Source organism: Paenibacillus durus, from assembly GCF_000756615.1.
GTDB lineage: Bacteria > Bacillota > Bacilli > Paenibacillales > Paenibacillaceae > Paenibacillus_AQ > Paenibacillus_AQ durus.
Window position 1 is genome coordinate 1,921,704 of sequence record NZ_CP009288.1, and the last position, 25,997, is coordinate 1,947,700.

At 54.1% G+C, this 25,997-nt stretch carries 22 protein-coding genes and 1 tRNA gene; 19 read left to right on the forward strand and 4 right to left on the reverse strand.

Going from position 1 to position 25,997, the window contains the following annotated elements; genetic code table 11:
• The first annotated feature begins 19 nt into the window (after positions 1-19).
• Genes PDUR_RS28705 through PDUR_RS08640 form a run of 3 tightly spaced genes read left to right on the forward strand, consistent with a single transcriptional unit; the run spans position 20 to position 2,186 of the window.
• A complete protein-coding gene (locus tag PDUR_RS28705; RefSeq protein ID WP_156130384.1) occupies positions 20-196 on the forward strand; it encodes a hypothetical protein in 177 nt (58 codons plus the stop codon).
• Positions 184-1,833: a zincin-like metallopeptidase toxin domain-containing protein gene (locus PDUR_RS29750; protein ID WP_052410129.1), complete on the forward strand. Its 1,650-nt coding sequence runs from the start codon at positions 184-186 to the stop codon at positions 1,831-1,833. Before PDUR_RS28705 ends, PDUR_RS29750 begins: the two co-directional genes overlap by 13 nt.
• Complete coding sequence (locus PDUR_RS08640; protein ID WP_052410130.1) at positions 1,833-2,186, forward strand: hypothetical protein; 354 nt, start codon at positions 1,833-1,835, stop codon at positions 2,184-2,186. The genes PDUR_RS29750 and PDUR_RS08640 overlap by 1 nt, the downstream gene beginning before the upstream one ends.
• 13 nt (positions 2,187-2,199) lie before the next feature.
• Here PDUR_RS08640 and PDUR_RS30320 read toward each other — a convergent pair whose 3' ends face one another.
• Both PDUR_RS30320 and PDUR_RS08650 read right to left on the reverse strand, forming a co-directional pair.
• On the reverse strand, positions 2,200-2,499 hold the full coding sequence (locus tag PDUR_RS30320) for a phage integrase SAM-like domain-containing protein (protein ID WP_081949443.1): 300 nt from the start codon (positions 2,497-2,499) through the stop codon (positions 2,200-2,202).
• 130 nt (positions 2,500-2,629) lie between these two features.
• Positions 2,630-2,703, reverse strand: a tRNA-Pro gene (locus tag PDUR_RS08650).
• A gap of 167 nt (positions 2,704-2,870) precedes the next feature.
• Here PDUR_RS08650 and PDUR_RS08660 point away from each other — a divergent pair.
• The 12 genes from PDUR_RS08660 (at position 2,871) to PDUR_RS08715 (ending at position 17,827) form a co-directional block, all read left to right on the forward strand.
• Positions 2,871-4,014, forward strand: a protein-coding gene (locus tag PDUR_RS08660) for an IS3 family transposase (protein ID WP_218918414.1) whose coding sequence is annotated in 2 segments (ribosomal slippage) — positions 2,871-3,145 and positions 3,144-4,014 — 1,146 coding nt in all. Because the reading frame shifts where the segments join, the coding sequence is not laid out codon by codon here.
• A 235-nt stretch (positions 4,015-4,249) separates the two neighbouring features.
• Positions 4,250-5,032, forward strand: a complete 783-nt coding sequence (locus PDUR_RS08665) for an SDR family NAD(P)-dependent oxidoreductase (RefSeq protein WP_042205921.1) — start codon at positions 4,250-4,252, stop codon at positions 5,030-5,032.
• A 393-nt stretch (positions 5,033-5,425) separates the two neighbouring features.
• Positions 5,426-8,056 carry an alanine--tRNA ligase gene (alaS, locus tag PDUR_RS08670; protein ID WP_042205922.1) on the forward strand — a complete coding sequence of 877 codons (2,631 nt, stop codon included), beginning with the start codon at positions 5,426-5,428 and terminating at the stop codon, positions 8,054-8,056.
• 449 nt (positions 8,057-8,505) lie between these two features.
• Positions 8,506-8,781, forward strand: a complete 276-nt coding sequence (locus PDUR_RS08675) for an IreB family regulatory phosphoprotein (RefSeq protein WP_025688687.1) — start codon at positions 8,506-8,508, stop codon at positions 8,779-8,781.
• The gene (ruvX, locus tag PDUR_RS08680; RefSeq protein ID WP_042205923.1) at positions 8,778-9,194 is read left to right on the forward strand and encodes a Holliday junction resolvase RuvX; all 417 of its coding nucleotides are present in this window, start codon (positions 8,778-8,780) and stop codon (positions 9,192-9,194) included. Before PDUR_RS08675 ends, ruvX begins: the two co-directional genes overlap by 4 nt.
• 13 nt (positions 9,195-9,207) lie before the next feature.
• The gene (locus tag PDUR_RS08685; RefSeq protein WP_025700697.1) at positions 9,208-9,516 is read left to right on the forward strand and encodes a DUF1292 domain-containing protein; all 309 of its coding nucleotides are present in this window, start codon (positions 9,208-9,210) and stop codon (positions 9,514-9,516) included.
• Positions 9,509-9,814 carry a DUF1292 domain-containing protein gene (locus PDUR_RS08690; RefSeq protein ID WP_042205924.1) on the forward strand — a complete coding sequence of 102 codons (306 nt, stop codon included), beginning with the start codon at positions 9,509-9,511 and terminating at the stop codon, positions 9,812-9,814. The genes PDUR_RS08685 and PDUR_RS08690 overlap by 8 nt, the downstream gene beginning before the upstream one ends.
• Positions 9,815-9,987: 173 nt before the next feature.
• Complete coding sequence (mltG, locus tag PDUR_RS08695; RefSeq protein ID WP_233277509.1) at positions 9,988-11,037, forward strand: endolytic transglycosylase MltG; 1,050 nt, start codon at positions 9,988-9,990, stop codon at positions 11,035-11,037.
• Between the two features lie 109 nt (positions 11,038-11,146).
• On the forward strand, positions 11,147-12,079 hold the full coding sequence (locus PDUR_RS08700; protein WP_042205925.1) for a peptidase U32 family protein: 933 nt from the start codon (positions 11,147-11,149) through the stop codon (positions 12,077-12,079).
• A gap of 45 nt (positions 12,080-12,124) precedes the next feature.
• The gene (locus PDUR_RS08705; RefSeq protein ID WP_042205926.1) at positions 12,125-13,450 is read left to right on the forward strand and encodes a peptidase U32 family protein; all 1,326 of its coding nucleotides are present in this window, start codon (positions 12,125-12,127) and stop codon (positions 13,448-13,450) included.
• Positions 13,451-13,649: 199 nt separating this feature from the next.
• Positions 13,650-15,860 carry a methyl-accepting chemotaxis protein gene (locus tag PDUR_RS08710; protein ID WP_042205927.1) on the forward strand — a complete coding sequence of 737 codons (2,211 nt, stop codon included), beginning with the start codon at positions 13,650-13,652 and terminating at the stop codon, positions 15,858-15,860.
• A 125-nt stretch (positions 15,861-15,985) separates the two neighbouring features.
• Positions 15,986-17,827: a peptidoglycan D,D-transpeptidase FtsI family protein gene (locus tag PDUR_RS08715; RefSeq protein WP_052410131.1), complete on the forward strand. Its 1,842-nt coding sequence runs from the start codon at positions 15,986-15,988 to the stop codon at positions 17,825-17,827.
• On the opposite strand, the gene PDUR_RS08720 is transcribed toward PDUR_RS08715, so the two are convergent.
• Positions 17,793-18,986, reverse strand: a complete 1,194-nt coding sequence (locus PDUR_RS08720; RefSeq protein WP_081949444.1) for an AI-2E family transporter — start codon at positions 18,984-18,986, stop codon at positions 17,793-17,795. The two genes, PDUR_RS08715 and PDUR_RS08720, sit on opposite strands and share 35 nt — an antisense overlap.
• 238 nt (positions 18,987-19,224) lie before the next feature.
• On the opposite strand from PDUR_RS08720, the gene PDUR_RS08725 reads away from it, so the two are divergent.
• On the forward strand, positions 19,225-20,607 hold the full coding sequence (locus tag PDUR_RS08725) for a polysaccharide deacetylase family protein (protein ID WP_042205928.1): 1,383 nt from the start codon (positions 19,225-19,227) through the stop codon (positions 20,605-20,607).
• Positions 20,608-20,868: 261 nt separating this feature from the next.
• Positions 20,869-22,212, forward strand: coding sequence for a GH1 family beta-glucosidase (locus PDUR_RS08730; protein ID WP_042205929.1), 1,344 nt, complete (start codon positions 20,869-20,871; stop codon positions 22,210-22,212).
• Between the two features lie 121 nt (positions 22,213-22,333).
• Here the strand turns inward: PDUR_RS08730 and ilvD are convergent, their stop codons facing one another.
• Complete coding sequence (gene ilvD / locus PDUR_RS08735) at positions 22,334-24,019, reverse strand: dihydroxy-acid dehydratase (protein WP_042205930.1); 1,686 nt, start codon at positions 24,017-24,019, stop codon at positions 22,334-22,336.
• A gap of 347 nt (positions 24,020-24,366) precedes the next feature.
• Here ilvD and PDUR_RS08740 point away from each other — a divergent pair, with 347 nt between their 5' ends.
• On the forward strand, positions 24,367-25,113 hold the full coding sequence (locus PDUR_RS08740) for an alpha/beta hydrolase (protein ID WP_233277510.1): 747 nt from the start codon (positions 24,367-24,369) through the stop codon (positions 25,111-25,113).
• Positions 25,114-25,203: 90 nt separating this feature from the next.
• Positions 25,204-25,971, forward strand: a complete 768-nt coding sequence (locus tag PDUR_RS08745) for an HAD family hydrolase (RefSeq protein WP_042205932.1) — start codon at positions 25,204-25,206, stop codon at positions 25,969-25,971.
• Positions 25,972-25,997: the final 26 nt, after the last annotated feature.

A 25,997-nucleotide genomic window follows, 5' to 3' on the forward strand; every position in this document is an offset into this window, starting at 1 on the left:
AGAGAGAGGAGCGCGTGGGATGCACGACATGGAGATATGGAACAATTTTATCGAAGAAGATGTGATGCCGCAGCGAAAACAGCAGATTAAATCTTTACATAACTATTATGTCCGGCATAAAGAGCAGATTTTAGCCCAGTTCGTCCCGCTGTTTGACCGGTTCTACCAGAATGTACAGCTATTTTGCCGAATGTAGCTCTGGATGCGCCTCGCGTCTATTTCGGTGTGCCGGATTTGTCATGGGGAGAGGGGCTGAAGTCCAAGCGTTACACAGCCGTAAAGGACCGGGCTACCTATGAAGAGCTGAAGGCACATGCGGAAGGAAACGAAGGGGATTCGCTTCATGAGGCGGATTTTGTCCATTACCGGGTCATCAGCGAGCAATATTGCGAGGTCGGAGATGATGTCCTGTTTAAAAACCAGATGTGGGTCGTGTCTGAATCGGTCATCAGCTATGCATCGGGGCTGCTGCAATATGAATATGTGCTGGTGAAGCGTCAGACGCTGAGAATGAAGCTGCGGCGGAATGAGCGGATTCAAGGCGTCTCCCTCGAAGGCCGGGTCGTGAAACGGGCGAACAATATGGTGAAGGTTCATCTGGACATTGATGCGGAGCATGACGCGCAAGGGAACTGGTGGTTCCCCTATTCGGGGGAAGGGAACAATATCTTTCACTGTCTGCCGGAGGAAGGCGCGCGGATTAAGGTGTATTTTCCAAGCGGTACCGAGAAGCAGGCGATCGCGATTAACTCGGTTCGCGGCGGAAGCGAGGAGATGAAGAGCCGGACGGTGTTCCAGAAGCCCACGACGAAAGTGTTCGAGATGCCGGGAGCGGCCAAAATGCAGCTGGGAGACGACGGGGTGCTGTTCGAGAAAGGGACGGTCAGCCTGCATCTGGATGGCGGGAACATTACGGTGAATGCAAGCGAGGATCTGTTGCTGGTCGCAGGCAACCGGATGGAGCTGGGGAGCGGGAGCGAGAAGGGCGTGCTCGATCCCCAAGTTCTGATCGCGGAGATCAATCTCTTATTTGGAGCGGTGGCGATCATCGGGGCGTTTGCGACAGGAGGGGGATCGTTATATCTCCTGGCGCTCGCAGATGGGGTCATAGGCGCAGGCATGGTTGCCGTCAACATTGAGAAGCTAATCGATCTCAAGAACGGAAATGGAAATACGAATCCGAACCTCCTCGGTATAGACCAGTCGATGCTGGATAATATGGGGCTCGCTATCGCGTTTGTGAATCTGGCGTTCTTGATGAAGCACGGCTTGTACAAGGCGGCGGATAAATTAGCGAATGGCAGGAATATTGTAGCGCTGGATGAGCTGGAAGATGCTTTGAAGGCTTGGAGGAATAAGTCGGGGATTGTTGTGGAAGATTTAGATTTTAAGTTATGGGAAGAAATGCGTACAAGTGGTCAGGTTAGATTAACACCAGATGGACTAAGAATTATAAGTATACGAGATATGAAGAAGTTTAAAAGTGAAATGAAAGCAAAAAATATAAAAGTTATTGTTGATAAGAAGGGAACTATTTTACCTGAAAAGGCTGTTGGAGGTTTTGATCCTAATACTGGACAGATTGTATTAAGACCTGATGCTTCTTACTTAAGTGCGGTTCATGAATCTTATCACGCCAAGCATTTTGGAGAACTTGGAAAAGAAAAATATATGAAGTTATCGACTTTAGAAAAAGAAGAATACGTTTATAAAGAAATCATGAGAAATAAAGATAAATTTAGTGTTGAAGAAATATATGAAGCACAAAGATATATATTCAAGCTAAGAAACGGAGAATGGCCTCCACCGAATTGGAAAGGATTTGAAGAGTAATGGGGAAAAAAATGAATACCAATCTAACAGCTAGCCAAGCTATAAAAATAGCACGAGATTATCAGAAAAAGTATAATCTATATGGAGTTATACATGATGACGTTCAAAAGTCGGTCAGATTTTATGATGAGTTTTATAGAATTAAGGGGAGTGCTTGGCTTGTATTAGCGGATATAACGCCAAAAGATTATGAAGGTGATGATGAAATTACCTTTGTAGTTTCAGATGAAGAAGGTGTTGTGGACCATGTATTGGACCATAATGGGATACCCCAACGTTATCATATTCCTAGTAACAGAGATTATAGCGACGAAGAGTTCGAGGCTATTTTTGACGACGAGAATGATGAATAAATGAAAAATAGGTTTAATACTCATCTATTGTAAAATGTAACGGAGAAATATTATTCCAGCCTAATCGTACAACACAAATAAATAAACCATAATATATTTTCGGTGAGTTACTTGTTATCTGTTGTCGAGAACAATGCAGAAAATACTTCTTGATCATGGTCGTGGTTACTTCCTCGACATTGACAATTTTCTCTTCCACGCAGAAGGCGTGAAATTCGCTGGTGGTTCCCACATACCGCTCCATCGTCGCCGCGGACACATTGTTGAGCTTCTTTTCTTCAATAAAGTTCTTGATCGCAAATTTAAGCAACATAAAAGAGACAACTCCCTCCCGGATTTGCAACCCGTTAAGTTGTTGTCTCTTCGTCTGAAACGGTGTCTGCCCGTGACCACAAAACACGGTGATCGTGAAAAGGGGAGGAAACTTTGTTGTGTAAAGGAAATCGAGACGACAGGATTTGAACCTGCGACCTCTTGCTCCCGAAGCAAGCGCTCTACCAAGCTGAGCCACGTCTCGTTATTGGAGTTTACTAGGAAATATTGCGCTCGAACAATTAGAGATTATACGCCTGTTTGCGATTAATGTAAAGATATGTTTTTAGAATGTGAAGTAGTGGTTACGCGGTCGGCCACAGTATATAATGCTACATAGAATCTAGACAGCAAAAAAGGAGATTCTTAGTTGTGCCAACATCAAGACGAACATTCACGCCGGAAGAAAAAGCACGAATTGTACTGGAGATTCTAAGAGAAGAAAAGTCCATTTCGCAGCTGGCTTCGGAAGAAGGAATCCATCCCAATGTGTTAAATCGCTGGAAGAATGAAGCGACTCAAAATCTGGCTCAGCTCTTTGTAGACGACCGGAAAGGGATCACGAAGATGAAAAAAGAATACGAGCAGCAGATCGAAGACCTCTACGCCGAAGTGGGTAAACTGACCACCCAATTGTCGTGGCTCAAAAAAAAATCTGGCCGATAATCTCAGCCGTGCCGAACGGTTGCTCCTCGTCGAGTATGGGAACGCTGAACTTTCCATTCAAACGCAGGCGGACTTGCTCAGCCTGAATCGTTCCAGCCTGTATTACAAGCCGGTCCCTCCCTCCCCGGAGGAAATTCGCCTCAAGCACCGGATTGACGAGCTTTACACCCGCCATTCGTTTATGGGTTACCGGACGATTGCGGCCATCATGAACCGGGAAGGGGATGCTATTCATCCCAACACCGTACGGCGGTATATGCGGGAAATGGGGATCATGGCGATCTTCCCCGGTCCTAACCTGAGTAAGCGAGACCTACAGCACCGGATCTACCCGTACCTGCTGCGTAAGCTGCCGATTACAGCGCCGGATCAGGTCTGGAGTGTCGATATTACCTATATCCGCATGAAACAGGGCTGGATGTATCTGTATGCCGTCATGGACTGGTATTCGCGCTTCATTGTGGACTGGCAACTGGATCAAAGTCTGGAAATTGACTTTGTCCTGGAAACCATGAAACGCGCCTTGGCCCGTCGTGTTCCGTCCATCGTGAACAGCGACCAGGGCAGCCACTTCACCAGTCCCAAGTACATTGATCTGCTCAAGGAAAAGGAGATTCGGATCAGCATGGACGGGAAGGGCCGAGCGACAGACAATATTGTCATTGAGCGCTTTTGGCGCAGCCTAAAGTACAACGAAATTTACATCAACGAGTATGGCAGTCCAAGAGAGACCCGGCAGGGTGTAGGAGGATATATCCATTTGCATAATCACTACCTGCCTCATCAGTCCCTGCAAAACCATACGCCGGCTGCTGTGTATAACCAGGAGGTCATGCTTTCATCCACATAGGAATAAGGTGAAGGGAACTTTGTTCCCCTCCCGCGCCTTCGCTTGGGCCTTGTCCTCCACCTACAACAGCTCTACTTTTCACTTTGCACTTTTTTTCACACCTTAAATATATTCAAATCTCTGTCTTGACATCTTGTAGCACCATAGTATTTATATCAGTCATGAGTATGTATAATGTACATATGAGAAATTTTAGCAGGACGGTGCGGAACACCGCTAAGGGAGGAGTTAGATTATGGATCTGGGTTTGAAAGGGAAAAAGGTGGTTATAACCGGCGGCAGCAAAGGAATCGGCCTGGCTACGGCAATCGTTCTGGCCAATGAAGGTGCGGATGTGGCGATCATCGCCCGAACGCTGGAGCCGCTTCAGGCAGCCGCGCGCCATATATATGAAGTGACTGGTAAGGAGCCGCTGGTCATTCAGGCGGATATCTCGTCGGAGGAGGGCGCCCGGCGGGCGGTCGAGACGGCCGGTGAGCATTTCGGAGGCGTCGATATTCTGATTAATAATGCCGGAACCTCCGCCGCCAAGCCGTTCGAGGAAGTGGACGGTGAAGGCTGGGACGCCGACCTCGATCTGAAGCTGCTGGGCGCGGTGCACTGCGCGCGGGCGGCAATATCATATATGCGGAAGGCCGGCAGCGGAGCCGTAGTTAATGTCACCGCCGTTAAAGGCAAGGCTCCGTCCGCTGCTTCTCTGCCAACGTCCGTAAGCCGCGCCGCGGGACTTGCGCTGACCAAAGCGATGAGCAAGGATTTGGCCGGGGCGGGCATTCGCGTCAATGCGGTATGCATCGGCCTTATCCGAAGCGACCAAATCGAGCGGAAATGGAAGCAGGCCGCTCCTAACTTAATCTGGGAGGAGTTCTCAGCCGATCCGCGCCACGGTATCCCTCTGGGGAGAATCGGCGATGCGGAAGAGGCAGCTAAGGTGATCGCGTTCCTGGTATCCGATGCGGCGTCATATGTTACCGGAACGTCGGTGAACATTGACGGAGGCTCTTCAGCGGTGCTGTAACAAGGCAATTGACAGGAACGAAGGGCATGGATATACTGATAATGTTAAAATGCGTTAACTTCATAGCTATGAATACAGTGATGAAATGAAGTACGCCGGAAACTAGGCTTCACCAGAGAACGGATTCCCTTGCGAGTGACGCAGGCGGCTGCGAGAATCCGGAAGACGGGCCGGCGGAAAGCTGATTTCGGAGTGCGGGTACAAGCCCGCCGGATGGTCCCGTTAACGGCCGTAACAAGGCGATCGCTCGCTGTCAGCGTGTCTGAAGTATCTTTACAAGATGCCAAAGACGCTAACGGGCGATAACCAGGGTGGTACCGCGATATCAATCGTCCCTGAATCATTCAGGGGCGTTTTTTTGTTCTAATTTTAACTGACAGGAGCTGTATTTAGATGAAAGCAAGTGAAATCCGTTCCAAATGGCTGGAGTTTTTTGCAGGCAAAGGCCATAAAATCGAGCCTAGCGCGTCGCTCGTCCCTCACAATGACCCATCCCTCTTGTGGATCAATGCGGGCATGGCGCCGCTTAAAGCTTATTTCGACGGACGCGTGAAGCCGGAAAATCCGCGTCTTGCAAACTCACAGAAGTGTATCCGCACGAACGACATTGAGAACGTCGGCAAGACGCGCCGGCATCATACGTTTTTTGAAATGCTGGGGAACTTCTCCATCGGCGACTATTTCAAGGAAGAAGCGATTACTTGGGCCTGGGAATTCCTGACGGGCAAGGAGTGGATCGGCTTCGATCCGGATCGGCTTGCGGTTACCGTCTATCCCGAGGATGAAGAAGCGTTCAAGTTCTGGAATGAAAAAATCGGACTGCCCGCAGAGCGCATCATCAAGCTGGAAGACAACTTCTGGGATATCGGCGAAGGGCCTTGCGGACCTTGCACGGAAATTTTCTATGACCGCGGCGAAGCCTACGGCAGCGACATGTCGGACCCGGAAATGTATCCGGGCGGCGAGAACGAACGCTACCTTGAAGTGTGGAACCTCGTATTCTCGCAGTTCAACCATAACAAGGACGGCAGCTATACGCCGCTTCCGAACAAGAACATCGATACCGGCGCGGGTCTTGAACGTTTCGCTTCCATCCTCCAGGACGTGGATTCGAATTTCGACACCGATCTGTTCCAGCCGATCATTCAAACGACGGCCAAGCTTGCAGGCGTAAACTACAAGGATAACCTGGAGCAGGATATTGCGCTGAAAGTCATCTCCGACCATATCCGTACCGTGACTTTCGCGGTAGGCGACGGCGTGCTGCCTTCCAATGAAGGCCGCGGCTATATTATCCGCCGTCTGCTGCGCCGCGCGGTGCGCTACGGCAAGACGCTGGGCCTCGACCGTCCGTTCATGTATGAGCTGACGACCGTTGTGGGCGACATTATGGGCGTCTACTATCCGACTGTGGTGGAGAACCGCGAATATATTGCCAAAATCATTCGTATGGAGGAAGATCGCTTCCATGAAACGCTGTCCGACGGCCTGGAGATCCTCGGCGAAATCAGCGACCGGGCGAAGGCAGACGGTGTGAACGTGATCAGCGGAGCGGATGCTTTCAAGCTGTATGACACCTATGGTTTCCCGTTCGACCTGACGGAAGACTATGCTGCCGAGCAGGGGCTGAAAGTCGACCGTGAAGGGTTCGACGCGGCGATGCAGGAGCAGCGCGACCGGGCAAGAGCAGCCCGCCACGACAGCGGCAGCATGAAGGTGCAGGGCGGCGCGTTGTCCGAACTGACGGTTAAAAGCCAGTTTGTTGGATATAATGACCTCGTAGCCGAAACGAAAATCGCCGCGATTGTCGTCGGCGACGAACTGGTGGACATCGCAGGCGAGGGTGCGGAAGCACAGGTTATTCTGGAGTCGACTCCGTTCTATGCTGAAAGCGGCGGCCAAGTAAGCGATCATGGCGTACTGACGGGCAGCTCCGTTACCGCGAAGGTTAACGGACTGTTTAAAGCGCCGCGCGGCCAGCATGTTCATCTGGTGACGGTGGAATCCGGCGAGCTGAAAGTGGGCGATACGATCCGCGCCGAAGTGAACCGTTCGGAACGCGAGGATGTCGTGAAGAACCACACGGCTACCCACCTGCTGCATAAAGCGCTCAAGGAAGTGCTTGGCAGTCACGTTAATCAGGCGGGCTCGCTTGTGGAAGGGCAGCGCCTGCGTTTCGACTTCTCGCATTTCGGCGCGATTACGCCGGAAGAGTTGACGCAAATCGAGCATAAGGTCAATGAGCAGATCTGGCGCGGATTAGACGTCGTGATCGAAAACAAACCGATTGACGAAGCCAAAGCGATGGGCGCAATGGCACTCTTTGGCGAGAAGTACGGCGATATCGTCCGCGTAGTGCAGGTCGGCGATTACAGCCTTGAGCTGTGCGGCGGCTGCCATGTGAGCAATACGTCGCAGATTGGCATTTTCAAGCTGGTCAGCGAGAGCGGCATCGGCTCCGGCGTGCGCCGGATCGAAGCAGTGACCGGCCGTTACGCTTACCAGTACACGGAGAGCCAGCTCGACGTGCTGAAGCAGGCTGCCGCGCTGCTGAAATCGTCGCTTCCGGACGTGCCGAAGCGGATCGAGGCTTTGAGCGGCCAGGTGCGCGAGCTTGCACGCGAGAACGAGTCGCTGCAATCGAAGCTCAGCGCCGCTGCCGCGGCCGAGTTGACGAGCAGCGTGAAGACGGTCGGCAGCGGAGTACAGGTGCTGACGGCTTCCGTACAGGCCGGCAGCATGGACGCGCTGCGGTCGATGGCCGACGAGCTGAAGGCGAAGCTGCCTGCGGCGGTCATCGTGCTGGGCGCCGCCATGGATGACAAAGTGAACTTTGTCGTCGCGGTTCCGCAGACGCTGGTGAAGCAGGGCTATCATGCCGGCAAGCTGGTGAAGGAAGTCGCAGCGGTATGCGGCGGCGGCGGGGGCGGCCGCCCGGATATGGCGCAGGCTGGCGGCAAGGACGCTTCCAAGCTCGCGGCCGCGCTGGCGAAAGCGGAAGAGCTGGTGGCCGCCCAGGGCTGATTAGCCGGTTAAGCAGAAAGCCCGCAAGCGGGTCCGGCCTGGAATCTGCCGCTCCGGGAAATATTTCTCGCGGGCGCTTAGCCAGCAGCTGGGCTCCCGCCTGGGTTCCGGCAGGCGACAGTCTAAGGCTCCGGTTACGGGCCTGATCGTTTGCAGGGCCTCTTCAATGGTGACGCTCCTGTCGGTGGACAGAGTGGGCTGTGCAAGTGGTATGGGACTTTGCCGCCCTTAAGCGGACAGGCCCTGCCTTTTTTCGCGCCTTCTCTGCATACAATCCTTTATTTTGGCGTTATTCATGAGCATAAGCTCAAAAAAGCGCTATATTCCGGCAGGATTTTCTTGTTTGATCGTGAATATGTTATGATGGGGTGAGATACAAATATATAGTAATGCAGCAACTTTGCGAAGGCCCCGTCAAGCATTGACTGCGCAGAAGGAAGGTGTCACAAATGGACTCCATGGACAAAACGGTCAAATTCAATGTGAAGGGCGACGAGAAAGAGGCATCTCCCCGCGAGATCCTGCTTACCGTTCACAACGCCCTGGTGGAGAAGGATTATAATCCGATCAACCAGATTGTTGGCTACCTTCTTTCCGGTGATCCGGCTTACATCCCGCGCCACAACAATGCGAGAAGTTTGGTCCGGAGGAAAGAACGTGACGAGCTGATTGAGGAACTGGTCCGGTTCTACCTTGCCAATCAGCCGGCGGATAAGGTCAAATGAGGAAACTCGGTCTGGATTACGGGGATCGCCGGATCGGCGCAGCCGTAAGCGATGCTTTTGGCTGGACCGCTCAAGGACTGGAGACCATCGAACGCCGCCGGGACGGAAGTGAGATGGAGCGAATCCGTCGCTTGATCGAGGAATACGAAGTATCCGAGATTGTAGTCGGCCTGCCCAAGAATATGAACGGCACAGTGGGCCCCCGCGGCGAGATTTGCATTGAATTTGCAAACGAGCTGCGGGAGACGCTGAGTTTGCCCGTACACCTTTGGGATGAACGCCTGACGACGGTATCTGCTGAGCGGGTGCTGATTGAAGGCGATGTCAGCCGCAAGAAGCGCAAAGGAATTGTGGATAAGATGGCCGCAGTTCTGATTTTGCAAAATTTTTTGGATGCTAACAGTAAAAGGTGAGGGGTGCGCACAGATGGCAAACGAGCAGATCGGCATGGATGAGGAACCGGAGATTATTTATATTCCCGATGATGAAGGCAACGAAGAGGAATTCGAGGTTATCATGAAGTTCGAGGTCGACGGCTCCGATTCCAAGTATATGATGGTGGTGCCGCTCGATTCCGAGGACGAGGAAGCCGACGAGGTATACGCATTCCGCTATGAAGAAGACGGAGAAGACCTGCAGCTCTTCATGATCGAAGATGATGAGGAGTGGGCGATTGTCGAGGAGACCTTCAACACTCTGGTTGACGAGCTGGATGGAGGAGCAGGGAATGACTGAGTTTTCTGCCGGCCAAGCGGTATGGACTTCCAGGCTGAAAGACGCCTATGGAGAGACCGTGGAACTGGAAGACGAGAACGGTAAGGCTTCCGTGCATCAAATCATCGCCGAATTTGAAGTGCAAGGCCGCGGCTACGCGGTGCTGCAAGATTCGGAAAGGGATGGGGAGCGGGAAATCCTGCGCATCGTTGTTTCCCAAGGCGGTCCGCCAGAGCTGGAGAGTATTGAAGACGACGACGAATGGGAAGATATCTCGGAGCTGTATGACGAGCTGACTTTTCCGGACGACGAAGTGTAAGCATATACGGCTAGCCGCTTTCGGCCCTCGGGCCGGTTGAACGCAGCCACAAGCAGGGGAGGGCGGAGCATTCCGCGCTCTTTTTGCTTGAAAAAAATAAGCGATTTTCAAAATATCTATTGAATTTAAATGAATACAATTTTATATTTATAGTCGGAAAGTGAGGAGAATGTTTGAAGTCCGTCATCCGCAATCTGTTGATTGTCCTGCTGCTGCTTATCGCTGTGGCGGGTGCAGGAATTTGGTATATATGGAATGGTATGAAACCGGTGGAACCGTCAGGGCCCGCTGTAAACATTACCATTGAAAAAGGCATGGGCAGCTTGGAAATTGCCGACCTTTTGGAGAGTAAGGGGATTATCCGCAGCGCTCTTTTGTTTAAAGGCTATTTGAAGTGGACGAACGAAGGATCGCAGTTCAAGGCAGGGACTTACAGCGCCGCTCCCGGCGCAACTTATGACAATCTGATCACCCGCTTGAACGCGGGAGATGTGGTGAAGAAGGAAACCGTCGTCTTTACCATTCCTGAAGGGTATACGGCGAAGCAGATTGCGGACAGGCTCGCTCAGGCCTGGGGCAAGGACGCCTCTCTTTTTTTGTCGCAGATAGATACGGGGGCGGAGCTGAAGGAGACAGACATTTTAAGCATTCCGCAGGAAAAGGATATTCGCCACCGGCTGGAGGGCTATATGTTCCCGGAGACGTATGAGCTTGTCAAAGACAGCACGCCGCAGCAAATTGTCGAGAAGATGATGGAGGAGCTGCAGAAGAGGCTGGACAGCATTTCGGGTTGGCAGACCCGTCTTAAAGATCGCGGATTAACTCTGCATGAACTGCTGACCGTCGCTTCCCTGGTGGAGCGTGAAGTCGTTGTGGACAGCGAGCGTCCGCTTGTGGCCGGAGTTATTTACAACAGGCTTAATAAAGGACAAAAGCTTGAGATCGACGCTACCGTCCAGTATCTGCTTGCCCAGCCTAAGGAAAGACTGCTGTATAAGGATCTCGAAGTCGAGAGCCCATATAATACGTACCGGAATACCGGCCTGCCGCCAGGACCGATCTGCAGCCCGGGTCTAGCCTCCATTAAGGCGGCGCTTGAGCCGGAGACCTCGGATTATTATTATTACGTCACGAAGAAGGACGGAAGCCAGGCCCATTTATTCGCTAAGACGTACAAGGAGCATTTAGCCAATATCAAAAAAAGCCAGGCAGCAGCGAAATAAGCCGTCCTTATCCGTTCATATTTTAGAAAAAACGATGCAGTGATTTCGTTATAATTGAGATGCCGTCCGGCGCCTGATTGTGCCGGATGCGCCCACAGGAGGATACATGATGAAGAGCAAACCGGAGCTGCTGGCGACGGCCGCTTCCCTTACGGAAGCAGCCGCGCTGCTGGATGCCGGAGCCGATGCGCTTCTGATCGGCGATGACCGGTTCGGCATGCGGCTGGCCGGACATTTCAGTCTGGAGGATACGGCGGCGGTAGTGGCAATGGCCCATGAACGCGGCCGCAAAATATATGCCGGGCTCGGAGGGCTGATGCCGAACCGGCTGCTGGGTGAGCTTCCGGCCTATATCAAGGCCATAGCGGAGATCGGCGTGGATGCTGCCGAGTTCGGTGATCCGGCCGTACTGGCCGCGGCTCGGCGTGAAGCGCCCGGCCTTAAGCTTCACTGGAACGCGGAGATGACGTCCACTAATTACGCGACGGCCAATTATTGGGGGCGCAAAGGCGCTTCCCGTGTAGTTCTGGCCCGAGAGCTGAATATGGACGAGATCACGGAAATGGTCCCTAGCCTCGAAGTGGAGGCCCAGGTTCAAGTGCATGGAATGACCAATATTTATCACTCCAAGCGTAAACTGGTGGAGAGTTATATGGCCCATCAGGGGCGTCCGGTAGATGGCGGAAGCATGGGCAAAGAACGCGGTCTGTTTCTGGTCGAGGCGGAGCGTCCCGATGAGAAATTCCCGATCTATGAAGATGTGAACGGCACACATATCATGAGCTCGGATGATCTTTGCATACTGGAAGATCTGCATATACTGATGGAGGCGGGGGTTCACAGCTTCAAAATTGAAGGGCTGCTCAAGCCGGCCGCTTACAATGTTGCGGCAATCAAGGCTTACCGCCAGGCGATCGACGCGTATGCCCAAGACCCTGCGGGTTACGCGTTTCAAGAGGAGTGGCTGGATACCGTACGGGCGCTGCAGGACCCGGAGCGGGAGCTGACCTTCGGTTTCTTTTATAAAGAGCAGGTTTATTGATTGGAATGAAATTCTTTCTTAAATGAAGAGGACGGGAGAAAAGGTATGAACACTGTGGCCAAGCCGCAATATAAAGGCAAGCGTTACCGCTTGGACAAACCGGAGCTCCTGGCTCCGGCTGGAAATTTGGAAAAATTGAAATTCGCCGTGCATTATGGCGCGGATGCGGTATATATCGGCGGGCAGAAGTACGGCCTGCGCTCGAATGCGGACAACTTCAGCTTTGAGGAAATGCGTGAAGGCGTGGAATTCGCCAAGAAATACGGCGCCAAAGTATTTGTGGCGACCAATATTTACGCCCATAACGAAGATATCGCCGGGATCGAAGAGTACCTGCGCAATCTGTACGAGGTCGGAATAGCTGCAATCATTGTGGCAGACCCTGCGATTGTGGACATCGCCCTGCGGACCGTCCCGGGTCTTGAGGTGCATCTCAGCACCCAGCAGTCCACGCTGAATTGGCAGGCCGTAGCCTTCTGGAAGGAAGAGGGGCTGCCGCGCGTCGTGCTGGGCCGCGAAACGAGCCTTCAGGAGATTGCCGAGATCAAGGAGCATGTCGATATCGAAATCGAGGCTTTTATCCATGGAGCGATGTGCTCTTCGTATTCCGGCCGCTGCGTACTGTCCAACCACTTTACGGATCGTGACTCGAACCGCGGGGGATGCTGCCAGTCATGCCGGTGGAAATATGATTTGTTCGAGGATGCCCGTCCAGGGGAAGTCTGGGTCTCCGAGGAGCAAAGTGCCGGAGAGTCTCCGCAGCGTCTGGAGCTCGGCGTTACGCAGCTTCCGCTGCATCAGCCGGAGGACAATCCGTTCTCGATGGGCGCCAAGGATCTCTGCATGCTGGAGAGCATTCCCGACCTGATCGAGGCTGGCATAGACAGCTTTAAAATCGAGGGACGGATGAAGTCGATCCACTATGTTGCTACCGTGGTCAATGCTTACCGCAAGGCAATCGACGCCTATATGGCCGATCCCGAGCATTACGAGCTGAAGCAGGAGTGGCTGGACGAGCTGAACAAAGCAGCCAACCGTCCGCTGAACACGGGATTTTTCTATGATACGCCGGATCATGAGGATCATATTTACGAGCCGGAAGAAAAAGCCGCGCCGTATGATTTTGCCGGCCTCGTGCTGGACTATGACGCAGAGACAGGTATGGCGCTGATTCAGCAGCGCAATCATTTCAAACCCGGCCAGGAGGTGGAGTTCTTCGGACCGGACCGCCTTCCGTTCAAGCAAATTGTGGGCGAGCTTCAGGATGAACAGGGCGTTCCGCTAGATGCAGCCCGCCATCCCTTGCAGCATATTCGGATGAAGGTTGAACAGCCGGTGGCTTATTTTGATATGATGCGGAAAAAGAAATAAGCTATGGCCGCGTTTATATGATTGAATCGGGCGTGTTCCTGTAATCAGGGGAAGCGCCCGGTTTTTTTTGCCGCCCTATGAGGATTAGGACTAAAGACATAAAAAATTTGGAACAGGTATAAGATATTTCCGCCAGCCTGCCGATATAAAAGACATCGCTTACATAACGTTTTGCAAATTCATCGGGCAGGTGATCTGAATGGGAGCTCCTAAACAGGAGAGAAAGAGAAATGGGCGTCAAGAACGGGTAAAAGCAGGTCAGATGGACAGCAGCGAATCCGTGCAGAACCGGATGGAGACAGCGAAGACGAACTTAAAACAATGGCTGCAGAGAACCGTCCGGCAATTCAAAAAGGTAAATCCCGCCAAGTCGGTCGGCGTAAAGCTGTTTCTTATTTTTCTATCTTCCATTGTCGTCGTGGTGCTGGGTCTGGGACTGATGTCTTATACCAAGGCCAGGGACACCATTAAAGATAACGTATCCGAAGCCAACCGCCAGACGATTATCCAAAATGCCGAGAAGCTTGACATTATTTTGAACCAGTATGAGACGCTTGCATTGCAAGTATTCTTCGATCCGCAAATTCAGGAGCAGCTTACCACTCTTGAAAACGCTTCATCCAATTATGAGCAGTTTGTGGCAAATGATGATATCGGCAAAAAGCTGAGCAACCAGACGACCTCGGATTCCAATATTGTAAGCTTTTCCCTGATTCCAGAAAACGAAAAACTGCAGATTATCTCAAGCGGCAATCGCGATCTGGTCAAGAACGACATACGGACTGCGGACTGGTATAAACAAGCCGTTGCTAATACCGACAGCTATCAACCGTGGTTTGCCAAAGAATCAGCCAACCAGCAGTTCTTCTGGTTCCCGATGAGTGCCGGCGTGAAAGGCAGCACCAATGTCGCTGTTGTCCGCAGAATCAAGGATATGAATGGCCAGGCGGGTTACGTTATTCTGATCGAGCTTAAAAAGGACTTGTTTGAAGACGCTTTTCAAAGCGTCAAGCTGGGGAACGGCTCACACGTTCAGCTTGTTTCTCCGGAAGGGACCGTTATTGCTTCCTCGGTCAAAGAGGAGGACGGAAAAGCATCACAGTACGCATTTATCAAGGACAGCAAAGCCAATAACAACAGCATAGAAGCCGAAGACGCCAGCAGCAATGGTCTGTTGGCTGTCTTCAGCCCGCTTGCGAAAGCCGACTGGAAGCTAACAGGCATCATTCCGACCAACGAGCTTGTACAGGACGCGAAGCCGATTCTCTTCACTACTTATCTCGCCGCCGGTGCAGCTGCTCTGCTGGCGCTGCTGCTTGGCGTATGGATGGTGCGCATGATTGCCCGCCCGCTCGCGCGGCTTAAGGATCTGATGGGCGTAGGCGCCAAGGGAGACTTGACGGTACGGACACCCTATACATCCTCGGATGAGATCGGCCAGTTGTCGGCTTCTTTTAATCTGATGATGGAACGCATTACGGAGCTGGTCTCCCAGACAACGGAAACGGCCCGTGAGGTACTGGAGACGGCATGTGAGCTCGGGGAAGCATCCCGCAAGACGGCGGATTCCGCCAGAGATATTGCGGTCGCTACCGAAGAAATCGCGGAAGGCGCCGGCAGCTTGGCCATAGAAGCCGAAAAAGGCAATGATCTCACCGCCGTATTGTCGCGCCAGATGGAGCACGTCATCCTTGCCAACAAGGAAATGGATACAGCAGCTCGGATGGTGGGCGAGTCGAGCGGCAGGGGTGCGGAGCAGCTTGAAGAGCTGATGAAGCAGACCGGCCGCACCGGTGATATGACCAAAGCGCTCGTAGAGAAAGTGGACAATCTGAAGGAAACCGCCATGTCCGTGTTGAAGGTGCTCGATGTGATGAAAAATATTACGCAGCAGACGAATATTTTATCGCTCAACGCAACGATTGAGGCGGCGCGGGCGGGTGAGGCCGGACGGGGCTTCATGGTGGTAGCTGACGAAATTCGCGGATTGGCGGATCAGACCAGGGAATCTATCGCTTTGGTAGCGGGCATCACCGACAAGATTATGAACGAAATGAATGAGACGATGAACGTGCTTTCCGAGGTGACGCCGCTGTTCGCCGAGCAGATGAGCTCTGTGAAGAGCACTGGAGAAATCTTTGTATCGGTGCGCGGGCAAATGGACAGCTTTGTGTCCAGTCTTCAATCGGTAACCGTGTCTATCGACAGCTTGAAGGATGCGCAGATTGAGCTGTCGGAAGCGATGGGCAATGTCAGCGCCGTAGCCGAGGAATCATCCGCGACTTCGGAAGAGGTGGCTTCGCTCAGCAGCGAGCAGCAGAACGTGAGCGATCAGCTCGTAACGCTGTCAGCTAACCTGGAGAGCGTCTCCGGAAATCTGAAGGACAAGCTGGCGCTGTTCAAGATATAAATAGTCGATCTGGAGGAGCCTTTCGCCGCCGCGAAGGGCTCTTTTGCGCATATCATCCGCCAATTAAGCATCTTATTTCGCGCACTGGGCATAATAGGAAAAATTCCGGGTCCGGAGGCAGAAAGATGCAGAATAAACGTCATCAACGTAAGAAGCGAATGTATGCCGCTATCTATTTTCTAGCCGCCGCTTTTGCTCTGCTTGCGCTGCGGCTAGCCTGGCTGCAGTTCGTTACTAGCGGGCGCCAGGTTCCGGGAGGGGAGTACCCTCTTGCCAAAATGTCACAGATTCAGAGCGAACGGGAGATTGTGCTCGATACCGGGCGGGGGCGGTTGTATGACCGCCATGGTCTGCCGCTGGCCGGAGAAACGGTCTGGACGGCGGCTTTTTTTCCGCAGGAGGGTGGACAGCCTATGACGGACGAAGACGGGGATACCGCTTCACTTCGCCGGTTGGCAAAGGTCCTCGGCGTACCTTATGAACAGCTTGAGGCAAAAAGAGAGAAGCTGGCACAGCCTTTCCTGTGGCCCGCAAAGTCCGGTGGGGGACCGCTTGCGCTTTCGCAGCAGCAGGCGGACGAAATCAGCAGGCTTGGCATTGACGGCGTGCGGGTGATGCCGTTTGCCCGCAGGCCGGGCGGCAGCCTTACGGGGCGGCAGTGGCTCGGCCATTTGTCCGAAGCTGTACCGAAGAAAGCGGCAGGAGTGGATGGCGATGAGGAAGCATTCGCCCCAAAGAATGAGCCTTCAGAACTCAGGGTGCCGCTGGAAGGAACGACTGGACTTGAGAAGACACTGGAGCCCCTGCTGCGCGGGATCGGACATACCGAAGTATATGCTAGAGTCGATGCGAAAGGGAAGCGTCTGCCCGGCAGCGGGCTGACGGTGCGGACACCGTCCAATCCTTATTATCCGCTGTCGATCCGCACAACCATCGACCGCCGTCTTCAGGAAGCCATCGAAAAGCTGGCGCAGGGGGACGGGGTGAAGGAAGGCGCAGTCGTCGTGCTGGACGCGGAATCCGCCGATGTAACGGCGATGGTGTCGCTGCCGTTCTACGATCCGGAGGACATTTCTCCGCAGGGCGGAGAATGGAACAACCGGGCGCTGCAAGCGGCGGCTCCCGGTTCGATCTTCAAAATCGTCACCGCCGCCGCCGCGCTGGAAGCTGGGGTGACTTCGCCCGGCGAGGTGTTCCACTGCCACGGAGCCTACGGCAGATACGGACTGTCCTGCCATAAAGAGGCCGGGCATGGCGCAGTGACGCTGGAACAAGGCTTCGCCTTGTCCTGCAACACCGTATTCGCCACGCTTGCGGAGCGGCTGACCGCGAGTCAGCTTCAGGCGGCGGCGCTCTCGCTGGGCATCGGCAGGGACATCGGTTGGAGGCAGGAGAAGGTTCTCGGCCTGCCGATGCTGCAGCCGCTTCACGGCGAACAGCGCGGAACCGTCTTTCGGACGCTGCTCCCGGGTGACGGGGGAGCCAGGGTGCAGACGGCCATCGGCCAGCGCGACTCCAGGGTGACGCCGCTGCAGGCCGCCAACCTGGCCGTCACGCTGCTGCATGGCGGTGAGGTTCGCGCGCCGCGAATCCTGCACGAAGTCGATTTTGCCAATGGGCAGAAGCTGATGGACCTGCCCCCGCATCTGGCGCCCGCCGCCGAAGGGCGCATCTCGGAGCGAACCGCGAAGCTGCTGCGGTCCTGGATGCGCCGGGTAGTGACGGAAGGCACCGGACAGCCGCTGCACGGCGCGCGCTGGGCGCTTGCGGGCAAGTCCGGCACGGCGCAGACTATGGTCAATGGTCTTTCGCGCAACAATCAATGGTTCATCGGCTTCGGTCCGGCGGAGCTGCCCAAATATGCGGTTGCGGTGCTGGTCAAGAACGCGGCTCCGGGAAGCTCCCACACCGCGACCCGATTGTTCGGCGAAGTCATGGACCTGCTGGCCGAGTCCCCTCATGCTTGATATCTGCATCGCCTTTCGCGGCAGAAACATCTTCCGCAGCTCCGTTCCCGTCGCTATAAGCGAACGGAGACACGATGAATTCCTCCTGCGGAAGGGAAATCCACTGCTGAAGATAGCCCTGCTGCAGCAGCTCTTTAATCAGAATAAGCAGGATGGGCGACAGAATCAGTCCCGCCATACCGAAGGCCGAGGTCGACAGGATAACAAAGGACAGCATGAGGAATGCCGAGGAGACACCGATGGAGTTGCCGGTGATTTTCGGCTCCAGCAGCTGGCGGACGATCAGGACGACGGCCAGCAGGATGATAAGCCCGACTGCAAGCGAGGTGTTGCCGATGATGAACAGATAGATGATCCAGGGGATCAGAATCGACGACACGCCGAGCAGCGGCAGCACGTCGAACACCGCACAGACGAGCGCCATTGTGAGTTCGTTTCCGGACCGCAGGATGAAGAGGCCAACCAGTACTATGACGAACGTAATCGAAATCAGGATCAGCTGCGCCTTCAAATAGGAGCCGATAGCTTTAAAGACGTTGCCCTGCAGGAAATGGTAGGCCGTCTTGAACGTCTTCGGCATTTTGTCATGGGCGATCCGCCGCCAATCCTTGATCTCCATGCTGAGAAAGAATGCGAGAATGATGGCGACTCCGAAATTGGCCATAAACGAAGAGAACGTACCGAGAACGCCGATCATATATTTGAAGAAAACAATAAGCCAGCCCGACAGAAGATTAGTGGCGCTTTTGAAATAGCCGTTCAGCTTCTCAGTCATATTGGGCGGGAGATTCTCGATTTTCTGCTGAAGCCAGGTGGTGAGCTCCATAAAATGCTGCTGCACTACATATGTATAATGGGGAAGGTTATCCTGAAACTGCAGCGCCTGCGATGCGATCAGCAGCCCCGCGCCGAACAGCGTCCCCAGCAGCAGGATCAGGAACAGCAGCACGGAGATCGCGGAGGCGAACGACTTGGGCAGCCCCTTACGGTTCAAGAAACGCGCCAGCGGCTCGATGAGCATGAACACGAAGAAGGAGAGGAACACGGGAGCGGCCAACTGGTACAGCTTGCTGAAGGCGAGCATGACCAGGTAGACGGTTAGCACGAGCAGCCCGATATCGAAAAAGGTACGCCAGTATTTTTTGTACAGAGGCAGCATGGATTTAACGACTCCTTTACAGTTTGAATTCATTCTTGCACTGACCTGTATTCCATTGTACACGATTTTACCAAAAAACCGTCTTTTTCTTTGACAGCTGTGGTAAAATAGGGAGTGATGTTTTGATTTCACGTCCGCACTTAGGCGGGAGATACTCACTTTAGCCGCATTCCGCCTGGCAGCTGGCAGACGTAAGAGCGGCTCTAAAGTCAACTCTGGAGAAAAGCGGGGAAGAAAAATGGAGACTTTGCTGCTCTGGTTGTTCTACATCTCGACATTTTATGCTTTTATTCCCGGCATTATCAGCCGGCTCTTCGGTTACCGCGTCTTCCGAAAAGGATCCGGGGTACAGGAGTTTGCCCTCACATTCGATGACGGGCCCGACCCGAAGTATACGCCAAGACTGCTTGATCTGCTCAGTAAGTATGGTGCCAAGGCTACTTTTTTTGTGGTCGGTTCCCATGCGGAGAGGCATCCTGAGCTGATTCGGCGCATGCATGACGAGGGCCATCTTATCGGTATTCATAACTACATCCACAAGAGCAACTGGCTGATGCGCCCGAGCACCGTCCGCAAGCAAATTCAGCGCACCAACGATATTATTTACGGAGTTACCGGCGAGCGCAGCACGTACTACCGTCCGCCTTGGGGTATCGTCAATTTGTTCGATTTCTCGAAGCGCCGTCATGTCAAAATCGTGCTATGGTCGGCGATGTTCGGCGATTGGCGCCAAAATCTTGGGACGGAGCGGCTGACGGAAAAAATGCTGGCACGCCTGGGTCCCGGCGAAGTCATGCTGCTGCATGACTGCGGCTTGACGCTGGGGGCCGATCCCGAGGCGCCGGAGCAAATGCTTATCGCACTGGAACGAACTCTGGAAGAAGCCAAGAGACGGGGGCTGCGCAGCATCCGGGTCGACGATATGATTAAGGCTGCGGAGAAATCTCCGCTCCTCCGGTTGTCCTTTGGCAAGCGGCTGCTCGTCGGAGCATGGCTAACTTGGGAGCGGTGCTTCCGGCTCATGTTCCGCCTGCGGACCGTAACGCCAAACCTGCCGTTTCTGCATTACCGTCTTCGGGAATACCAGGGACAGGCGATTTCGCTGGACCGCGGAATGACGCTGAGCAAGGGCGACAGCATCATTGAGATTCATGTCGACAACCGGCAGCTCTTTGAGCTCGGCATACAGTCCCGTTCCGCAGCGCAGCTCGCCATCCGGATGATCCGGCGGATGGATCAGGATCTGCCGGTTCTCGCCGAGATTATCGCCGGCGACGAGTCGCTTGCGGAAGTGAAGGCATTGTACGGTGTCACCATGATTAACCGGGGGCCGGAGAAGTTCGGCTTTACCGTCAAGGATCTGCCGGAGGGGCTGTTTGCCCGGCTTACGAAGTTCTATCTTAGCGTCCTTCTCAGCGTCATTCACCCGGCTGGCGGTGCGAGGCTGAAAGAACGGAGCGAGGCGCTCGTCCCCAAAATGATCCTGATGCCGGTGTCGCAACTGCTCGATCACTATGGACAAAAGTGTACCGGGACGAAGCTGCGCAAGCGGCAAGATGCCGCTGCGGTACTTGAGGATGATATGGCGGCAGAGGAATTTCCCGGCGCTCACGCCCATTGATTCCATTTTCGCCACAACAGGCCCTTTCTTGCAGACGTTGATCCGGTCCGCTGCGGCGGAGCCGGCGGCGCTTTGCCGGAGGAGGGCCTTCTTTTGTCCCGGACGAGACCGCGACCACCGGCATTTAAACATTTTGTACGGCCGATTCATGGACTTGTTTCAAAAAACAAATAAATATCATTCTCATCGACTCTCCAAAAATGTAATATAGAAGTGTCGGCGTATTATTTGTCAGCCTAATTCCAATAGGAGGTCATACCAATGAGAACCGTACAGTTTCCACAAGATTTTGTCTGGGGAGCGGCAACCGCTGCATATCAAATTGAAGGGGCTTACAATGAAGATGGAAGAGGGATGTCGATTTGGGATACGTTTTCCCGCATTCCAGGCAAGGTAGACAACATGGACAATGGGGATGTCGCCTGCAACAGTTATCATCTGTACCTTGAGGATATCGCCCTGATGAAGGAACTCGGAATCACATCATACCGGTTCTCCATCGCATGGCCGCGTATTTTTCCGGCAGGCACGGGAGAGGTTAACGCCAAAGGACTTGAGTTCTATCATGCTTTCGTTGACGCTCTGCTTGAGAATGGAATCGAACCTGTATGCACGCTGTATCATTGGGACCTGCCGCAATCTCTTCAGGATTCGGGGGGATGGGAGAACAGGGAGACGGTGGATGCATTTGCCGCCTATGCCGAGACGCTGTTCCGCAGCCTGGGAGGAAAAATCAAGAAATGGTTGACGATTAACGAGCCTTGGTGCGTGTCGTTTCTTTCCAACTACCAGGGAACACACGCGCCAGGCAATAAGGATTTGCAGACTGCTGTTACCGTCGCCCACCATCTGCTTCTCGCTCACGGCAGCGCGGTACGAAAATTTAGAGAATCGGGGCTTCCGGGAGAGATCGGTTATGCGCCCAATGTAACCTGGATGGAGCCGTACAGCAGCCGAAAGAAGGATATCGAAGCCTGCAAACGGGAGAACGGCTGGTATGTGGAGTGGTTCATGGACCCGGTGTTTAAGGGCGAGTATCCGTCTTTTCTGGTGAAATGGTTCCGTGAGAAGGGAGCGGAGGTGCCGATCCTGAAAGGGGATATGGAGCTCATTCATGAGAAGATCGATATCCTGGGCATCAACTATTATTCCGGTTCATTGGCAAGGTACGATGAAGACGCCGGTCTTACGGCATGCGGGCCGGTGGAGATGGGGTATGACCGGACGGATATCGGCTGGCCGATTTATCCGGAAGGCTTTTACAAAGTGCTAAGCTATATTCAGAACCGGTACGGCGACATTCCAATCTACATTACCGAGAACGGGGCCTGCTACAACGACGGGCCGGACAACGGAATCGTAGCGGATACGAAGCGGGTCGGTTATCTGCACAAGCATCTGCTTCAGCTTCACCGCTGCATCTCGAATGGCATTCCGGTTAAAGGGTATTTTGCCTGGTCACTGCTTGACAATTTCGAATGGGCCTATGGGTACAGCATGCGGTTCGGTCTCGTTCATACGGATTATGATACGCTTGCCCGTACGCCGAAAGACAGCTTTTATTGGTATCAGGATGTAATCGCAACCGGTGAGGTTGAGAGCTGATCACATCAATCTGCGGACAAAAAAGCCCGGAAGGCATCGTCAATCGACGAATCGCCCTTCGGGCTTATTGCTGTTATTGCACGGTCTTAGGTTTTTGGCTGTATTCGAACTAGAATTCGAACTAGATTTTCAACACACCGCCTTTGCTGGCGTTCGTTACAAGCTTGGAGTACCGGGCGAGGTAGCCTGTCTTCACCTTCGGTTCGAACTCTTTCCAGTCTTTGCGGCGTTCCTCCAGCTCCTCATCGCTGACATGCAGCTCGATCTTCCGGTTGTTCAGGTCCAGCTCGATGATGTCGCCGTCCCGGACAAAAGCGATCGGTCCGCCTTCCGCCGCCTCCGGCGAGATATGTCCGATGCTGATGCCGCGGGAAGCGCCCGAGAAGCGGCCGTCGGTGATCAGGCCGACCTTGGCGCCAAGGCCCATGCCGGCGATCTGCGAGGTCGGGGCGAGCATTTCCGGCATGCCCGGTCCGCCTTTTGGACCTTCATAGCGGATAACGACAACGTGGCCTTCTTTGACCTTGCCGCCCGCGATGCCTTCCAGCGCTTGATCTTGGGAGTCAAAGCAGATTGCCGGCCCTTTATGGTAGCCGCCCACGGACGGGTCAACCGCGCCGACCTTGATGATCGAGCCTTCCGGAGCGAGGTTGCCGTACAGGACGGACAATCCGCCGACCTTGGAATAAGGATTATCAAGCGTATGAATAACGCTTGTATCCTGAATTTCATGTCCGCTGACATTCTCGGCCAGCGTCTTGCCGCTAACGGTCATGCAATCGCCAAACAGCGTGCCCGGCTTCTTCAGCAGCTCGTTCAGCACGGCGCTGACGCCGCCTGCGCGGTCCACATCCTCGATGAAGATGTCCGAGGCAGGGGCCAGCTTGGCCAGGTACGGTACGCGATTGGCCACTTCGTTGATCCGCTCCAGCGGATATTCGATGCCGGCTTCCTGCGCCAACGCCAGTGTGTGCAGCACGGTGTTGGTGGAACCGCCCATCGCCATATCGAGCGCAAACGCATTGTCGATCGATTCCTTCGTCACGATGTCGCGCGGTTTCAGATCAAGCTTGATCAGTTCCATGAGCTGCTTGGCGGACTGCCGCACGAATTCCTTGCGCTCTTCCGCCACGGCCAGTATTGTGCCGTTGCCCGGCAGGGCGAGGCCCAGCGCTTCGGCCAGACAGTTCATGGAATTGGCGGTGAACATGCCGGAACAGGAACCGCAGGTCGGACAACCGTATTGTTCGAGTTCGAGCAGCTCCGCGTCGTTGATTTTGCCGACCTGGTGGGCGCCTACGCCTTCAAATACGGAAGTCAGCGACAGCTTGCGGCCTTTGCTGTCAACGCCGGCCTTCATCGGTCCGCCGCTGACGAAGATGGTCGGGATGTTGACGCGCAGCGCGCCCATCATCATACCCGGCGTAATCTTGTCGCAGTTCGGGATGCAGACCATACCGTCGAACCAATGCGCGGATACGACCGTTTCCAGGGAGTCGGCGATAATCTCGCGGCTCGGAAGCGAGTAGCGCATGCCGATATGTCCCATCGCAATGCCGTCGTCAACGCCGATCGTATTAAATTCGAAAGGAACGCCGCCCGCTTCGCGGATCGCTTCCTTGACGATTTTGCCAAATTCCTGGAGATGCACATGACCTGGTACAATATCGATATAGGAATTGCAGACCGCGATAAACGGTTTGCCGAAATCCTCATCTTTAACGCCGGCTGCCCGCAGCAGACTGCGGTGCGGAGCCCGGTCGAAGCCTTTTGTGATCATGTCTGAACGCATTTTCTTGGCTGCCATACTTAAAAATTTCCCCCTTTATTCAATTGCAATTCCAATATTTTGCCGCATTAACGCACTGCTCTCTGAAGAGCCGCGAAGCCGCGGTTATAGAAAGAACAGGGTCCAGCTCTATGAGAAAGAGGGTGGCCGGCGCCGTTTCTATAATAATAGCGGTTTTTCCTATTAGTAGAGTCTATCACAAAGAGCCGGTTTTTTCTACCGGGCGATGTTAAGTTTATCACAAATAAGCGCAAGAGAGCACTGCCGTTAAGGCCAGATGCGTCAAGGGCCGAAGGTTGTTTGCGTGTATCGATTCCTCTATAATTTTCCTTAAGAATTAAGCGGCATATGCGGTATACCTGGGAGTGGACATCTTGATTAAAAAACGTACGAAGCGCGGTCTCATTATATTGTTAGCGTTTGGCGCGGCTGCTGCGGGGACTCTCTGGTTCTATTTGAAGCCTTACACCCCGGAAGGCCAGGCCGAGAGTGCCCTCATTTCCGGCAGGGGAATCCTCGTGGAGCGGAATGACAACTGGATTTCCTTCGAGCCCTCTACTGCGAGCGGGACAGGCATCATATTTTATCCGGGGGATCTGGTCGAGGCCGAAGCCTATGCGCCGCTGGCCAGACGGCTGGCAGCAGCCGGACATCCGGTCTATATCGCCCGCATGCCGCTCAATCTCGCGGTGACCCGGAGTGACGCGGCGGAGGATATTATCCGTGTGCATCCCAAGCTGTCCTTTGTCCTTGGCGGTCATTCGCTCGGAGGCGTCATGGCTTCGCGGTTTGCCGCGAGCCACCCGGACGAATTGGCCGGCGTGTTCTTTCTGGCTTCCTATCCGGACGCGAAAGGGAGTCTGAAGTCGACGACTCTGGCGGCGCTGTCGGTACTGGGCACCGAGGACAAGGTACTGGACAGAAAGAAATATCTTGAGGGCAGAGCCTATCTGCCGGACAACACCGTGTACTATTCGCTTGAAGGAGGCAATCACGCCCAGTTCGGCAGCTATGGATCGCAAAAGGGAGACGGAGAGGCGACGATTTCCGAGGATCAGCAGCAGGCCGAAACGGTACGGGCGCTGCTTGATTGGATGAACAATCTCCGTTAGTCCTAAGGCGGCCCGGCAGCTTCGGCTGCTGTGCAGCAGCCGGGACGGACGCAAGGTTGAATTACATAAGGACGGAAGGGAGAAGCGAAAGTGCCTCTACTGCATGTGAACGGCATATCGGTGCCCTGCAAAGCCATCCTGTTCGACAAGGACGGCACGCTGCTTGATCTGATGGAAATGTGGGGAACATGGGCGGAGTCCGTGCTTCGGGATATGGAGACCCACATGGCGCTGATTGGCGCCGGCTTTACAGGCGATAAGAACCTGCTGCTCGGCACCGTGCAGGATGCGAAAGGCCGGATCACAGGGTACGATCCCGGCGGGCCGCTCCCGATGGCCACGGTGGAGCAGACCTACGGCATTCTGGCCTGGCAGCTCTATGCTGCGGGCGTTCCCTGGAATGACGCGATAGTGCGGGTGATGGGCATTGCCAAAGATGCGATGAACGAGCTGCGCGAGCGCCGAGCCGCAAAGCCCCTGCCCGGGCTGCTGCCCTTTCTTGCGCAGTGCGCGCAGGCTTCGCTTCGGCTGGGAGTGGTAACGTCGGATGAATCGCATACGACGGCCGAGCATCTGGAATGGCTCGGCATTTCCAGTTATTTCGGCGCGGTGGTGACAAGGGACAGAGTCGTCAAAGGCAAGCCTGCTCCGGAAATGGCGGAAGCCGCCTGCCGGGAGCTGGGGACGCTGCCTGAAGAGACCGTCGTCATCGGTGACAGCAACGCCGATATGCAGATGGGCAGGGGAGCGGGTCTTCGCCTAGCCATCGGGATTTCATCGGCGGCGGGAACGGCGGAGCATTTGGCGGACGCCGATACCGTCGTCCGCGATTTTACCGAGCTTACCGTTTCAGTATGACTTTACACCAGAAAGGATGGTTACAA

What these genes read in the sequence shown, in the direction of transcription:
- PDUR_RS08720 (WP_081949444.1), bottom strand. Translation starts at nt 18,986, where the DNA reads ATGCTGCCTCTGTACAAAAAATACTGGCGTACCTTTTTCGATATCGGG.
- PDUR_RS08685 (WP_025700697.1), top strand. Translation starts at nt 9,208, where the DNA reads ATGGCAAACGAGCAGATCGGCATGGATGAGGAACCGGAGATTATTTAT.
- ilvD (WP_042205930.1), bottom strand. Translation starts at nt 24,019, where the DNA reads ATGGCAGCCAAGAAAATGCGTTCAGACATGATCACAAAAGGCTTCGAC.
- PDUR_RS08640 (WP_052410130.1), top strand. Translation starts at nt 1,833, where the DNA reads ATGGGGAAAAAAATGAATACCAATCTAACAGCTAGCCAAGCTATAAAA.
- PDUR_RS08700 (WP_042205925.1), top strand. Translation starts at nt 11,147, where the DNA reads ATGAAGAGCAAACCGGAGCTGCTGGCGACGGCCGCTTCCCTTACGGAA.
- PDUR_RS30320 (WP_081949443.1), bottom strand. Translation starts at nt 2,499, where the DNA reads ATGTTGCTTAAATTTGCGATCAAGAACTTTATTGAAGAAAAGAAGCTC.
- PDUR_RS08730 (WP_042205929.1), top strand. Translation starts at nt 20,869, where the DNA reads ATGAGAACCGTACAGTTTCCACAAGATTTTGTCTGGGGAGCGGCAACC.
- PDUR_RS08710 (WP_042205927.1), top strand. Translation starts at nt 13,650, where the DNA reads ATGGGAGCTCCTAAACAGGAGAGAAAGAGAAATGGGCGTCAAGAACGG.
- PDUR_RS28705 (WP_156130384.1), top strand. Translation starts at nt 20, where the DNA reads ATGCACGACATGGAGATATGGAACAATTTTATCGAAGAAGATGTGATG.
- PDUR_RS08715 (WP_052410131.1), top strand. Translation starts at nt 15,986, where the DNA reads ATGCAGAATAAACGTCATCAACGTAAGAAGCGAATGTATGCCGCTATC.
- PDUR_RS08665 (WP_042205921.1), top strand. Translation starts at nt 4,250, where the DNA reads ATGGATCTGGGTTTGAAAGGGAAAAAGGTGGTTATAACCGGCGGCAGC.
- PDUR_RS08675 (WP_025688687.1), top strand. Translation starts at nt 8,506, where the DNA reads ATGGACTCCATGGACAAAACGGTCAAATTCAATGTGAAGGGCGACGAG.
- PDUR_RS08705 (WP_042205926.1), top strand. Translation starts at nt 12,125, where the DNA reads ATGAACACTGTGGCCAAGCCGCAATATAAAGGCAAGCGTTACCGCTTG.
- PDUR_RS08725 (WP_042205928.1), top strand. Translation starts at nt 19,225, where the DNA reads ATGGAGACTTTGCTGCTCTGGTTGTTCTACATCTCGACATTTTATGCT.
- alaS (WP_042205922.1), top strand. Translation starts at nt 5,426, where the DNA reads ATGAAAGCAAGTGAAATCCGTTCCAAATGGCTGGAGTTTTTTGCAGGC.
- PDUR_RS08690 (WP_042205924.1), top strand. Translation starts at nt 9,509, where the DNA reads ATGACTGAGTTTTCTGCCGGCCAAGCGGTATGGACTTCCAGGCTGAAA.
- ruvX (WP_042205923.1), top strand. Translation starts at nt 8,778, where the DNA reads ATGAGGAAACTCGGTCTGGATTACGGGGATCGCCGGATCGGCGCAGCC.